The following is an 11,852-nucleotide window of genomic DNA, read 5'->3' on the forward strand; positions in this document are numbered from 1 at the left end:
GCGCACTCTACGCTGGAGCCATGCCCGACCTCTCTCTCGCCGCGGCCGTGCGCGCCGCCGCGCAGCGTCTCGCGGACGCCGGCGTGCCCGACCCCCTCGTCGACGCGGAGCTGCTCACCGGGCACGTCCGCGGGCAGCGCCGGGGAGAGGTGCAGGCGGCGGTGATCCGCGGCGACCGGCTCACCGATGACGACGCGGCCGCGCTGGACGCCCTCGTTGCCCGGCGCGCGGGCCGCGAGCCGCTGCAGCATCTCACCGGGACCGCGCCGTTCCGGCACCTGGAGCTCGCCGTCGGCCCCGGCGTCTTCGTCCCGCGCCCAGAGACGGAGACGGTGGCGCAGTATGCGATCGACGCTCTCCTGGAGTCGGGGGAGCCGTCGCCGATCGGGGTCGACCTCGGCACGGGCAGCGGCGCGATCGCGCTCGCGATGGCCACGGAGGTGCCGCACGCCCGGGTGTACGCCGCAGAGCTCTCTCCGGAGGCGCACGCCTGGGCCCGACGGAACGTCGAGGGCGTCGAGAACCTCACCCTCGTGCTGTCCGATCTCGCGGAGGCCTTCCCGGAGCTCGACGGCACCGCGTCCGTCGTCATCTCCAACCCGCCGTACGTGCCGGCGCAGGCGATCCCCCGCGACCCGGAGGTCCGGCTGTTCGACCCGGCACTGGCGCTCTACGGCGGAGAGGACGGCCTCGACGTCGTCCGTGTGCTCAGCACTCGCGCCCTGGGGCTGCTGCGGCCCGGTGGCACGCTGGTCATCGAGCACGGAGAACTGCAGGGCGCCCCGATCCGAGAGCTGCTCGCGGCCGACGGCTGGCGGGCCGCGGCCACTCACCGCGATCTGACACTGCGCGATCGCGCCACCACCGCCGTGCGTCCCTGATCACCAGACGTCGAGCTCGTCCCGAACCCGCCCCGCGTAGAATCGAACCGTCATGTCCCCCATCTTCGACTGCAGCGACGAGGCGCAGCTGCTCGCCGGGATGCGCAACGCGCGCCAGGCGATCGGCCGCGGCGACCTCATCGTCATCCCCACCGACACCGTCTACGGCGTCGCCGCCGACGCCTTCTCCCCGCCCGCGGTGCAGCGCCTGCTGGACGCGAAGGGCCGGGGGCGCAACCAGCCGCCGCCCGTGCTCGTCGGCACGAAGGAGACGCTCGCCGCCCTCGCGGAGTCGGTTCCGGAGCCGGTCCAGCGTCTCGTCGACGCCTTCTGGCCCGGCGGCCTCACGATCGTGCTGCCGGCGCAGCCCTCGCTGGTGTGGGACCTGGGGGAGACCCAGGGCACGGTCGCCGTCCGCATGCCGGAGGGCCGGGTGGTGCTCGAGCTGCTGGCCGAGACGGGTCCGCTCGCGGTGTCCAGCGCCAACCTCACCGGCAAGGCGGCGGCGATCTCCGCGCTCGATGCGGAGAAGATGCTCGGCGACAGCGTCGCGGTGTACCTGGACGACGGCATGAGCAGGAACGGCGTCGCCTCCACGATCGTCGACGCGACCTCTCTCGTGCGCCGCGGCCCCGATGCCGAGGAGGGCGTCGTCCGGATCCTGCGGGACGGCGTCGTGACCAGGGAGCAGCTGCGCGAGGTCCTGGGCGACCTGCTGGAGCCGGAGCCGCAGGACGGGGATTCGTGAAGCAGTACCTCTTCACGATCATCGTCACCGCCGCGATCACGTTCGTGCTGACGTGGGCGGTGTGGCGGTTGAGCCTGCGCTTCAAGCTGTATCCCGGCATCCGCGAGCGCGACGTGCACACCACGCCGACGCCCCGCCTCGGTGGCGTCGCGATCTTCCTCGGCATCGTCGCCGCCTTCGCGGTCTCGGCGGCCAACCCCTTCTTCCAGAGCATCTGGACGCCCCCGCAGACCATGTGGTCCATCCTCGCCGCCGCGCTCCTCATCGCCGTGATCGGGGTGATGGACGATCTCTGGGACATCGACTGGATGATCAAGCTCGGCGCGCAGTTCCTCGCCGCGGGCATCATCACGGTCGGCGGCGGTCTGCAGATCCTCTCCCTGCCGTTCGGCGACCTCATCGTGGTGTCGAGCTGGCTGAGCATCACGATCACGATGTTCGCGATCGTGATCGTCATGAACGCCGTGAACTTCATCGACGGGCTGGACGGTCTCGTCGCGGGCGTCTGCCTGATCTCCAACGGAGTCTTCTTCGCCTATTCGTACATCTTCACGCGCGACTCCGGCGCGTCGAGCTACTTCAACCTCTCCACCTTCCTCGCTGCGGTCCTCATCGGTGCGTGCCTGGGATTCCTGCCGTTGAACTGGAGTCCGGCGAAGCTCTTCATGGGCGACTCGGGTGCGCTCGTGATCGGTCTGCTCATGGCGACCTCGGCCATCGCGATCACCGGGCAGATGGATCCGTCCGCCCTGGATCCGGAGCGCCTCGGGCGCTCGCAGCTCGTCGGCGCCTTCCTGCCCATCCTGCTTCCGCTCCTCGTCGTGCTCCTCCCGCTGCTCGACTTCGGGCTCGCCGTGCTGCGTCGGATGAGCGCAGGCCGCTCGCCGTTCTCCCCGGATCGGAAGCACCTGCACCACCGGATGCTCGACCTCGGGCACCGCGACCGCGATGCGGTCCTCATCTTCTACGCCTGGACGGCCGTCATCTCCCTCGCCGTCCTCCTGATGTACGTCGGCGCCCGTGAGGACTGGCCTGGCCAGTACCTTCCCGGGGTCGCCTTCGGGGTCGTCGGCATCGCCGCGTGCCTCGTCATCACCCTGAGTCCCACCCGCCGACGCAAGACCGCCGCGGGCGCTGCGCCCGACCCGATCCCCCTGGAGCCCCGATGAGTCCCAGCCCCGTTTCCAGCACCCCGATCCTGCGTCGCACGCTCGTCTGGTCGGCGGTGGCCACCGTCGTGCTGGCTCTCGTCGCCGGCGGGATCGGCTTCGCGGTCGCGCAGGGGGAGGGGCTCGTGAGCGGCCTGCTCGGCGTGCTCCTGGCCGCGCTGTTCCTCGGCATCACCGGGCTGAGCATCCTGATCGCCAACCGCTGGTACGGCGACCCGCTCTACGTGCAGCTCTTCTTCGCGATCGTGCTGGGCGGCTGGCTTCTGAAGCTCGGGGTCTTCGTCGTCGTGATGATCCTGCTCGCCGGGCAGCCGTGGATCGAGCCGATGGTGTTCTTCCTGTCGATCGTGGCCGGGGTGCTGATGTCCCTCATCATCGATGTCGTCGTCCTCACCCAGATGCGGCTGCCGAACGTCAGCGACACCACGCTGCCCACCGAGGTGCCGGAGGACCGCGCACCGGGGGCGGTGAACGATCCCTCGGACGGCCCGGCGGACGCCGCCCCGCGGTCTTAGGGCACCCTTGGATTCTGATAGTGTTGAGGAGTGCCCGCCGCTCGCCCGCGAGCGCTTGCGCTGTGTAGCACACCGACCATCGTCGCCCCGGTTCTGACCGGTGCCCCGAAGCTGGAGCCCGCGCTGTTTAATCTTGCTGCGACCCTGACCCCCCGACTCGCGTCCTCGGATGGCGAGTTCCACGGCCCTTCGATCGATGAGTTCTTCCCGGAGATCCTCTTCCACGTCGGACCCATCCCGGTCAACCGGATCCACCTGATCCAGTTGCTCTCGGTGATCGCCGTCGTCCTGATCCTCTGGCTCGGCACCCGCCGTATGAAGGTCGTGCCCGGCCGGTTCCAGAGCCTCGTCGAGATGGGCCTCGGCTTCGTCCGCGGCGGCATCGCGCACGACCTGCTGGGCCGCAAGGACGGCGACCGCTTCCTGCCGATCCTCACCACGATCTTCTTCATGGTGCTGTTCATGAACATCACGGGCATCATCCCGTTCCTGAACATGCCGGGAACGGCGATCATCGCGGTGCCGCTCACGCTCGCCGTGGTCAGCTACGTCACGTTCATCTACGCCGGCATCAAGAAGAGCCCGAAGAACTTCTTCAAGAACGCGCTCTTCCCGTCGGGCGTGCCGTGGCCGGTCTACTTCATCGTCACGCCGATCGAGCTCATCTCGACGTTCATCATCCGCCCGGTGACCCTCACCCTGCGACTGCTGATGAACCTCGTCGTCGGTCACATGATCCTGGTCCTCTGCTTCGCAGCGACCCAGTTCTTCTTCTTCACCGCGGGCGGCGGCTGGGCTGCCCTCGGTATCGGAACCCTCGCCTTCGGCGGCGCCTTCACTCTCTTCGAGATCCTGGTCGCCGTCCTGCAGGCCTACGTCTTCACCGTCCTCACCGCGGTCTACATCCAGCTCGCGGTCGCAGAAGAGCACTGAGCGGGCGGGCAACAGCCCTCCCACCCAACGAAAGGAAAAACCCGTGGACGCAACTACGGTTCTCGCTGAAATCAACGGCCACCTCGCGGCGGTCGGCTACGGCCTCGCGGCCATCGGCCCGGCCATCGGTGTGGGCATCGTGGTCGGCAAGACCATCGAGGGCGTCGCCCGTCAGCCCGAGCTGGCCGGTCGCCTGCAGGTCCTCATGTGGATCGGTATCGCCTTCACCGAGGCGCTTGCGTTCGTCGGCATCGCCGTCGGATTCATCCCCTTCCCGTAATCCCCACCGACTTCTGAAGGAGACAGGATGCTGAACGCTCTTGTCACGAACCTCGCGGCTGAGGGTGAGGCGGCGAACAACCCGCTGATCCCCGCGTGGTACGACATCATCTGGTCGGGCTTCTGGTTCCTCATCATCCTCGCCGTCGTGTGGAAGGTCGCCCTTCCCCGTCTGACGAAGATGCTCGACGAGCGGTCCGCCGCCATCGAGGGCAACATCGCCAAGGCCGATGAGGCGCAGAAGCAGGCAGAAGCGGCTCTCGAGGAGTACACCCGGCAGCTCGCCGAGGCACGCACCGAGGCCGGTGAGATCCGTGAGGCCGCCCGTGAGGACGGCAAGAAGATCATCGCCGAGGCGAAGGAGACCGCAGCCAGCGAGGCCGCGCGTCTGACCGCCACCGCGCACACGCAGATCGAGGCCGAGCGCCAGACGGCTCTCGTCTCCCTGCGCAGCGAGGTCGGCTCGCTCGCTCTCGACCTCGCCGGCGGCGTGGTCGGCGAGACGCTCTCCGACGACGCTCGCGCGGCCGCCGTGGTCGACCGCTTCCTCGCCGATCTCGAAGCATCCGAGAAGGCGGCTCAGTAATGGGCAGCGCGACCGCTCAGGCACTCGCGGCATCCACTCAGACGCTTGCCGCAGCGAAGGACGTCACCCTCGAGACCGCGCGCGAGCTGTTCGCGGCCGCGCGGGCCGTGGGCGAATCGTCTCAGCTGAGCGGCGCGCTGGCTGACCCCTCGGCTCCGACCTCGGCCCGGCAGAACGTCGTGTCCGCGGTGTTCGGGCAGTACGGCTCCGCGGCGCAGGACGTCCTGCGCACCGCGGTCGCCGAACGCTGGTCGAACGCGTCCGAGCTGATCGACGGTCTCGAGGAGCTCGCGATCCGGGCGGCGACCATCGCCGAGTCCGGCGCGGACATCGAGGGAGAGCTCTTCGGCTTCTCGCGGGTGATCGCGGCGAACCCGGAGCTCGAGCTCGCTCTCGGCAGCCGGCTCGGGGGAGAGGACGCGAAGGCCGCCCTGGTCGAGCGCCTCCTCGTCGATGCCTCTGCCAGCGCTCCGACGGCCCTCATCGTCACGTCCCTCGTGCGTCAGCCGCGCGAGCGCCGGGTGCGGCAGCTGCTGAGCCGGGCGATGCGTATCGTCTCGAGCCAGCGCGGCCGTCTCGTGGCCACGGTGCACACGGCGACCGAGCTCAGCGACGCGCAGCGCACGCGACTCGGCCAGACGCTCTCGCAGCGATACGGCGGCCAGGTGTCCCTCAACGTCGTCATCGACCCCAGCGTCGTCGGAGGCCTGCGCGTGCAGATCGCCGATGACGTGATCGACGGCAGCATCTCCGCACGACTCGCCGACCTTCGCCAGAAGCTCGCGGGCTAACACGACTTCGCGCGGGGAACCGCGCACCCAGATACAAAGGGAAGACAATGGCAGAACTATCGATCAGCCCCGACGTCATCCGTGACGCGCTGAAGGATTTCGCCGCCGCGTACGAGCCCACCGGGGCCGCGGCGACCGAGGTCGGCACCGTCATCGACGCCGCCGACGGCATCGCTCACGTCGAGGGACTTCCCGGCGTCATGGCGAACGAGCTCGTGACCTTCGCCGACGGCACCAAGGGTCTCGCGCTGAACCTCGACGAGCACGAGATCGGCGTCGTCGTCCTCGGCGACTTCACCGGCATCGAGGCCGGTCAGGAAGTCACCCGCACGGGTGAGGTCCTCTCCGTCCCGGTCGGCGACGGCTACCTCGGCCGCGTCGTCGACCCGCTCGGCAACCCGATCGACGGCCTCGGCGCGATCGCGACCGAGGGTGTCCGCGAGCTCGAGCTCCAGGCCCCCGGCGTCATGCAGCGCAAGTCGGTCCACGAGCCCATGCAGACCGGCATCAAGGCGATCGACGCGATGATCCCGGTCGGCCGCGGCCAGCGCCAGCTCATCATCGGCGACCGCCAGACCGGCAAGACGGCCATCGCGATCGACACGATCATCAACCAGAAGGCCAACTGGGAGTCCGGCGACGTCAACAAGCAGGTCCGCTGCATCTACGTGGCCATCGGTCAGAAGGGCTCGACCATCGCTTCGGTGAAGGGCGCGCTCGAGGAGGCCGGCGCTCTGGAGTACACCACCATCGTGGCGGCTCCGGCGTCCGACCCCGCCGGCTTCAAGTACCTCGCTCCGTACACCGGTTCGGCCATCGGCCAGCACTGGATGTACGGCGGAAAGCACGTCCTGATCATCTTCGACGACCTGTCGAAGCAGGCCGAGGCCTACCGTGCCGTCTCGCTGCTGCTCCGCCGCCCGCCGGGTCGTGAGGCCTACCCTGGTGACGTGTTCTACCTGCACTCGCGTCTGCTCGAGCGGTGCGCGAAGCTGTCCGACGAGCTCGGTGCCGGCTCGATGACGGGTCTCCCGATCATCGAGACCAAGGCGAACGACGTCTCGGCGTACATCCCGACCAACGTGATCTCGATCACCGACGGCCAGATCTTCCTGCAGTCCGACCTCTTCAACGCCAACCAGCGTCCTGCGGTCGACGTGGGCATCTCGGTGTCGCGTGTCGGTGGTGACGCCCAGGTGAAGTCGATCAAGAAGGTCTCCGGAACGTTGAAGCTGGAGCTGGCGCAGTACCGCTCGCTCGAGGCGTTCGCGATGTTCGCGTCGGACCTCGACGCCGCGTCGCGTCGTCAGCTCTCGCGCGGTGCCCGTCTGACCGAGCTGCTCAAGCAGCCGCAGTACTCGCCGTACCCCGTGGAGGAGCAGGTCGTCTCGATCTGGGCCGGCACCAACGGCAAGCTCGACTCGATCGAGGTCGAGGACGTGCTGCGCTTCGAGCGCGAGCTGCTCGACTACCTGCGTCGCAACACGAAGGTGCTCGACACGCTGCGGGAGACGAACGTCCTGGACGACGCGACCGTCGCCGAGCTCGACAAGCAGACCGACAACTTCCTCCTGGAGTTCCAGGGCGGCAAGGGCCACGCCATCGGCGCCCCTGGTCACGAGGAGCACGCTGCGGCCGAGGCCGAGGACGTCAACCAGGAGAAGATCGTCAAGGGTCGTCGCGCGTAATCGCGTGAGGTACTGATTCATGGGCGCTCAACTCAGGGTCTACAAGCAGAAGATCTCTTCTGCTCAGACGACCAAGAAGATCACGAAGGCGATGGAACTCATCGCGGCTTCGCGCATCCAGAAGGCGATGGCACGCGTCAAGGCGTCCACCCCCTTCGCGCGGGCCGTGACGAGGGCCGTGTCCGCCGTCGCGACGCACTCGAACGTCGACCACCCGCTCACCCGCGAACCCGAGACGATCCGCCGTTCCGCGGTCGTGATCTTCTCGTCGGACCGCGGCCTCGCCGGAGCCTTCAACTCGCAGATCCTCCGTGAGGGTCTCGAGGTCGCGGAGCTCCTGCGCGAGCAGGGCAAGGAGCCGGTGTTCTACCTCGTGGGCCGCAAGGCCGTCGGGTACTTCCAGTTCCGTCGCATCGAGGCCGCTGCAGAGTGGACCGGCGACACCGACACCCCCTCGTTCCACACGGCGGAGGAGATCTCGCAGACGCTTCTCGAGGCCTTCAACCGTGGGGGAGAGGACGGCGGCGTCGATGAGATCCACCTCGTGTACAACCGCTTCGTCAGCATGATGACGCAGTCGCCGGAGTCCGTGCGCCTGCTGCCGCTGGAGATCGCGGAGGCCGACGACTCGGAGGCGGGCAGCACCGTCTACCCGCTGTACGAGTTCGAGCCCGACGCCGAGACGGTGCTCGATGCGATCCTGCCGGTGTACATCCAGAGCCGCGTCTTCAACGCCCTCCTGCAGTCGTCCGCCGCCAAGCAGGCCGCGACGCAGAAGGCGATGAAGTCGGCCAGCGACAACGCCGACAAGCTCATCACCGACTACACCCGCCTGCGCAACAACGCGCGTCAGGCCGAGATCACCCAGCAGATCGCCGAGATCGTCGGTGGCGCCGACGCTCTCGCATCGAGCTGACAGACCCTCAGGAAAGAGACGAAGAAATGACCACCACCGCCACGGCTGAGCAGCCGGCGACCGCGGTCGTCGGGCGCGTCGCCCGCGTCAACGGTCCGGTTGTCGACATCGAGTTCCCGCACGACTCGATCCCCGACATCTACAACGCGCTGAAGACGACGATCACGATCGGCGAGGAGTCCACCGAGATCACGCTCGAGGTCGCGCAGCACCTCGGCGACGACCTGGTCCGCGCCATCGCCCTGAAGCCGACCGACGGCATCGTCCGCGGTCAGGAGGTGCGTGACACCGGTGAGGCCATCTCGGTCCCCGTCGGTGACATCACCAAGGGCAAGGTCTTCAACGTGATCGGCGAGGTCCTCAACGGCGAGCCCGGTGAGACCATCGAGGTCACGGAGCGCTGGCCCATCCACCGCAAGGCCCCGAACTTCGACCAGCTCGAGTCGAAGACCACGATGTTCGAGACGGGCATCAAGTCGATCGACCTCCTCACCCCGTACGTGCAGGGTGGAAAGATCGGTCTCTTCGGTGGTGCCGGTGTCGGCAAGACCGTCCTCATCCAGGAGATGATTCAGCGCGTCGCGCAGGACCACGGTGGTGTGTCGGTGTTCGCCGGTGTCGGTGAGCGCACCCGTGAGGGCAACGACCTCATCCACGAGATGGAGGAGGCGGGCGTCTTCGACAAGACCGCCCTCGTCTTCGGCCAGATGGACGAGCCGCCGGGGACGCGTCTGCGCGTCGCGCTGTCGGCTCTGACGATGGCGGAGTACTTCCGTGACGTGCAGAAGCAGGACGTGCTGCTCTTCATCGACAACATCTTCCGCTTCACGCAGGCCGGTTCCGAGGTCTCCACGCTGCTGGGCCGCATGCCCTCCGCCGTGGGGTACCAGCCGAACCTCGCCGACGAGATGGGCCTCCTCCAGGAGCGCATCACCTCGACGCGTGGTCACTCGATCACCTCGCTGCAGGCGATCTACGTGCCGGCCGACGACTACACCGACCCGGCTCCGGCCACGACCTTCGCGCACCTCGACGCGACGACCGAGCTCTCGCGTGAGATCGCGTCGAAGGGTCTGTACCCGGCCATCGACCCGCTGACCTCGACGTCGCGCATCATGGACCCCCGCTACTTGGGCGAGGACCACTACCGCGTGGCCACCACGGTCAAGCAGATCCTCCAGAAGAACAAGGAGCTGCAGGAGATCATCGCCATCCTCGGTGTCGACGAGCTCTCCGAGGAAGACAAGATCGTCGTGTCGCGTGCACGCCGTATCCAGCAGTTCCTCTCGCAGAACACCTACATGGCGAAGAAGTTCACGGGCGTCGAGGGCTCGACCGTGCCGCTGAAGGAGACCATCGAGTCGTTCGATGCGATCACCCGCGGTGACTTCGACCACGTCGCCGAGCAGGCCTTCTTCAACGTCGGTGGCATCTCCGACGTGGAGGAGCGCTGGGCGCAGATCCAGAAGGAGAACGCCTGACCATGGCGCTGCACGTCAGCCTCGTCTCCGCCGACGCGGAGGTCTGGACGGGAGAGGCGAGCCTCGTGGTCGCCAAGACCGTCGAGGGCGAGATCGGCTTCATGTCCGGTCACGAGCCGGTGCTGGCCATCCTCGCCGAGGGCCAGGTCCGGATCACCCAGACGGATGGCGCCAAGGTGCTGGCGAACGCGCAGGACGGATTCCTCTCCATGGAGGGCGACGTCCTGACGATCGTGGCCGGCAACGCGGCACTCATCTCCTGACAGTCCTGTACATCGCGTCCGCCTCGACACCCGCCCGGGTGTCGAGGCGGACGCGTCTCTTTCCCCTGAGGTCCCATGAAGATCCTTCTTCCGCCGTCCGAGACCAAGCGCGAGGGCGGTGACGGCGGCCCCCTGGACGTGTCGGCGCTCGCGCTTCCCGATCTCGCCGCGCAACGGGATGCCGTGATCGACGCCCTCGTCGCTCTCGCGGACGACGAGGACGCCGCCCGGCGGGTGCTCAAGCTCAGCGAGCGGCAGCGGGGAGACGTCGCGCACAACCGGGCACTGCGGACCTCGGCCACGATGCCCGCGGTGGACCGCTACACCGGGGTGCTGTTCGACGCCCTCGACGCGGCGTCGCTGTCGGCCGCCTCCCGCCGCTGGCTGGATGCCCACGTGTGGATCCACAGCGCCCCGTTCGGCCCCGTCGCCGCTCTGGATGCGATTCCGACGTATCGCCTCGCGGCCGGCACGGCGGTGCCCGGGATGGCGCCGCTCCGCCGTCACTGGGCCGATCCGACGACGGCGGCGATCGCGGCCGACGCCCCCGCGTTCGTCCTCGATCTGCGCAGCGAGGCCTACGCGGCGCTCGGTCCCGTCCCTGACGCGGTGTCGTCGGCGTACGTGCGGGTCGTCACGGAGCAGGGGAGAGCCCTGAACCACTTCAACAAGAAGAGCAAGGGGCTGCTCGTGCGAGCGCTGGCGGAGGATCGTCCGCGGCTGGGCTCGCTCCGCGCCCTGCATCGGTGGGCCCAGGCACATGACTTCGTGCTCCGGGACGGTGCGGTGCCCGGCGAGGTCGAGCTGGTCGTCGCCGACTGACGGTCGCCCCGAGCCCGGCGAATCGCCTCCGGCGGTCGTTGCTGCCCCCTGAGTGCACCGCTACCATGTCCAATGCGAGGCGGGGAGTCTCGTGGTGGGGGACGAAAGCCGTCTCCCTTGACCAGAGAATGTGAGCCTCATGGGTTACGACGACTACGGAGCGGGCTACCTCGGCCTGCTCTTCGCCTACTTCTTCGTCATTCTGCTGATCGCGGTCGCCGGATACGTCCTGGTGTCGCTCTTCTACATGAAGATCTTCCAGAAGGCCGGGGTCCAGGGGAACTGGCGTGCCTGGGTGCCGGTCTACAACTCCATGATCTTCTTCAAGCTCGGCGACCTGAGCCCGTGGCTCGTCCTCTACGGCATCGCGGGTGCCGCCTTGCTGAGCTGGATCGGCATCGGCTTCCTCTTCTCGCTCGCCCTCGGGGTGCTCTCGGTCATCGCGGCGTGGCGCGTGGGGCTCAAGCTCCAGAAGGACGCCGTCTGGGTGGTCCTCTACGTCTTCCTCTCCATCGTCTGGCTCGGCATCAACGCCTTCGACAAGTCGCGCTGGAACCCCAACATCCAGCCGGCTTCCTGGGCGGGCAACGCGTTCCTCGGCGACCGCACGGTCTGGGACGGGATCCCCGTCCAGCCGGCAGCGGCCGCGCCGCAGCAGGGCTACGGCGCTCCGCAGGGGTACGGCACTCCGCCGCAGGGCTATGCGCCGCCCACCCAGGCGTTCACGCCGCCCGCTGCGCCCGGCTATGCGCCGCCGGCTGCTCCCGCCGCCCCGGCGAC

At 68.3% G+C, this 11,852-nt stretch carries 14 protein-coding genes; all 14 read left to right on the forward strand.

Annotated features, from left to right (window positions below; genetic code table 11):
* Nucleotides 1–20: 20 nt before the first annotated feature.
* A complete protein-coding gene (gene prmC, locus DW296_RS09955) occupies nt 21–881 on the forward strand; it encodes a peptide chain release factor N(5)-glutamine methyltransferase (protein ID WP_136052105.1) in 861 nt (286 codons plus the stop codon).
* 52 nt (nt 882–933) lie between these two features.
* On the forward strand, nt 934–1,629 hold the full coding sequence (locus tag DW296_RS09960) for an L-threonylcarbamoyladenylate synthase (RefSeq protein ID WP_136052106.1): 696 nt from the start codon (nt 934–936) through the stop codon (nt 1,627–1,629).
* Entirely contained in the window at nt 1,626–2,798 is a 1,173-nt protein-coding gene (locus DW296_RS09965) for an MraY family glycosyltransferase (RefSeq protein ID WP_136052107.1), read from the forward strand. The genes DW296_RS09960 and DW296_RS09965 overlap by 4 nt, the downstream gene beginning before the upstream one ends.
* On the forward strand, nt 2,795–3,313 hold the full coding sequence (locus tag DW296_RS09970; protein WP_136052108.1) for a hypothetical protein: 519 nt from the start codon (nt 2,795–2,797) through the stop codon (nt 3,311–3,313). Before DW296_RS09965 ends, DW296_RS09970 begins: the two co-directional genes overlap by 4 nt.
* A gap of 144 nt (nt 3,314–3,457) precedes the next feature.
* Nucleotides 3,458–4,246: a F0F1 ATP synthase subunit A gene (gene atpB, locus DW296_RS09975; RefSeq protein WP_036292497.1), complete on the forward strand. Its 789-nt coding sequence runs from the start codon at nt 3,458–3,460 to the stop codon at nt 4,244–4,246.
* Between the two features lie 43 nt (nt 4,247–4,289).
* A complete protein-coding gene (atpE, locus tag DW296_RS09980; RefSeq protein ID WP_025103147.1) occupies nt 4,290–4,526 on the forward strand; it encodes an ATP synthase F0 subunit C in 237 nt (78 codons plus the stop codon).
* Between the two features lie 27 nt (nt 4,527–4,553).
* A complete protein-coding gene (locus tag DW296_RS09985) occupies nt 4,554–5,111 on the forward strand; it encodes a F0F1 ATP synthase subunit B (RefSeq protein WP_025103148.1) in 558 nt (185 codons plus the stop codon).
* The gene (locus tag DW296_RS09990) at nt 5,111–5,902 is read left to right on the forward strand and encodes a F0F1 ATP synthase subunit delta (protein WP_136052109.1); all 792 of its coding nucleotides are present in this window, start codon (nt 5,111–5,113) and stop codon (nt 5,900–5,902) included. Before DW296_RS09985 ends, DW296_RS09990 begins: the two co-directional genes overlap by 1 nt.
* A 47-nt stretch (nt 5,903–5,949) precedes the next feature.
* Entirely contained in the window at nt 5,950–7,590 is a 1,641-nt protein-coding gene (atpA, locus tag DW296_RS09995) for a F0F1 ATP synthase subunit alpha (RefSeq protein ID WP_062634989.1), read from the forward strand.
* Nucleotides 7,591–7,609: 19 nt separating this feature from the next.
* Complete coding sequence (locus DW296_RS10000) at nt 7,610–8,506, forward strand: F0F1 ATP synthase subunit gamma (RefSeq protein WP_025103151.1); 897 nt, start codon at nt 7,610–7,612, stop codon at nt 8,504–8,506.
* 26 nt (nt 8,507–8,532) lie between these two features.
* Nucleotides 8,533–9,987, forward strand: coding sequence for a F0F1 ATP synthase subunit beta (atpD, locus tag DW296_RS10005; RefSeq protein WP_025103152.1), 1,455 nt, complete (start codon nt 8,533–8,535; stop codon nt 9,985–9,987).
* Between the two features lie 2 nt (nt 9,988–9,989).
* Nucleotides 9,990–10,250, forward strand: a complete 261-nt coding sequence (locus DW296_RS10010; RefSeq protein ID WP_025103153.1) for a F0F1 ATP synthase subunit epsilon — start codon at nt 9,990–9,992, stop codon at nt 10,248–10,250.
* A gap of 75 nt (nt 10,251–10,325) precedes the next feature.
* Complete coding sequence (locus DW296_RS10015) at nt 10,326–11,072, forward strand: YaaA family protein (protein ID WP_136052110.1); 747 nt, start codon at nt 10,326–10,328, stop codon at nt 11,070–11,072.
* A gap of 139 nt (nt 11,073–11,211) precedes the next feature.
* Nucleotides 11,212–11,852, forward strand: a 641-nt coding sequence (locus DW296_RS10020; protein ID WP_136052111.1) for a hypothetical protein, incomplete at its 3' end; no start/stop codon positions are given.

It is taken from the genome of Microbacterium sp. K36 (genome assembly GCF_004794355.1).
In the GTDB taxonomy this organism is placed as follows: Bacteria; Actinomycetota; Actinomycetes; order Actinomycetales; family Microbacteriaceae; genus Microbacterium; species Microbacterium paraoxydans_D.

Excerpts from the sequence above, each read along its gene's own strand:
- DW296_RS09985 (WP_025103148.1), top strand. The coding sequence starts at position 4,554 with ATGCTGAACGCTCTTGTCACGAACCTCGCGGCTGAGGGTGAGGCGGCG.
- prmC (WP_136052105.1), top strand. The coding sequence starts at position 21 with ATGCCCGACCTCTCTCTCGCCGCGGCCGTGCGCGCCGCCGCGCAGCGT.
- DW296_RS09970 (WP_136052108.1), top strand. The coding sequence starts at position 2,795 with ATGAGTCCCAGCCCCGTTTCCAGCACCCCGATCCTGCGTCGCACGCTC.
- DW296_RS10000 (WP_025103151.1), top strand. The coding sequence starts at position 7,610 with ATGGGCGCTCAACTCAGGGTCTACAAGCAGAAGATCTCTTCTGCTCAG.
- atpA (WP_062634989.1), top strand. The coding sequence starts at position 5,950 with ATGGCAGAACTATCGATCAGCCCCGACGTCATCCGTGACGCGCTGAAG.
- DW296_RS09990 (WP_136052109.1), top strand. The coding sequence starts at position 5,111 with ATGGGCAGCGCGACCGCTCAGGCACTCGCGGCATCCACTCAGACGCTT.
- DW296_RS10015 (WP_136052110.1), top strand. The coding sequence starts at position 10,326 with ATGAAGATCCTTCTTCCGCCGTCCGAGACCAAGCGCGAGGGCGGTGAC.
- atpD (WP_025103152.1), top strand. The coding sequence starts at position 8,533 with ATGACCACCACCGCCACGGCTGAGCAGCCGGCGACCGCGGTCGTCGGG.
- DW296_RS10010 (WP_025103153.1), top strand. The coding sequence starts at position 9,990 with ATGGCGCTGCACGTCAGCCTCGTCTCCGCCGACGCGGAGGTCTGGACG.
- DW296_RS09960 (WP_136052106.1), top strand. The coding sequence starts at position 934 with ATGTCCCCCATCTTCGACTGCAGCGACGAGGCGCAGCTGCTCGCCGGG.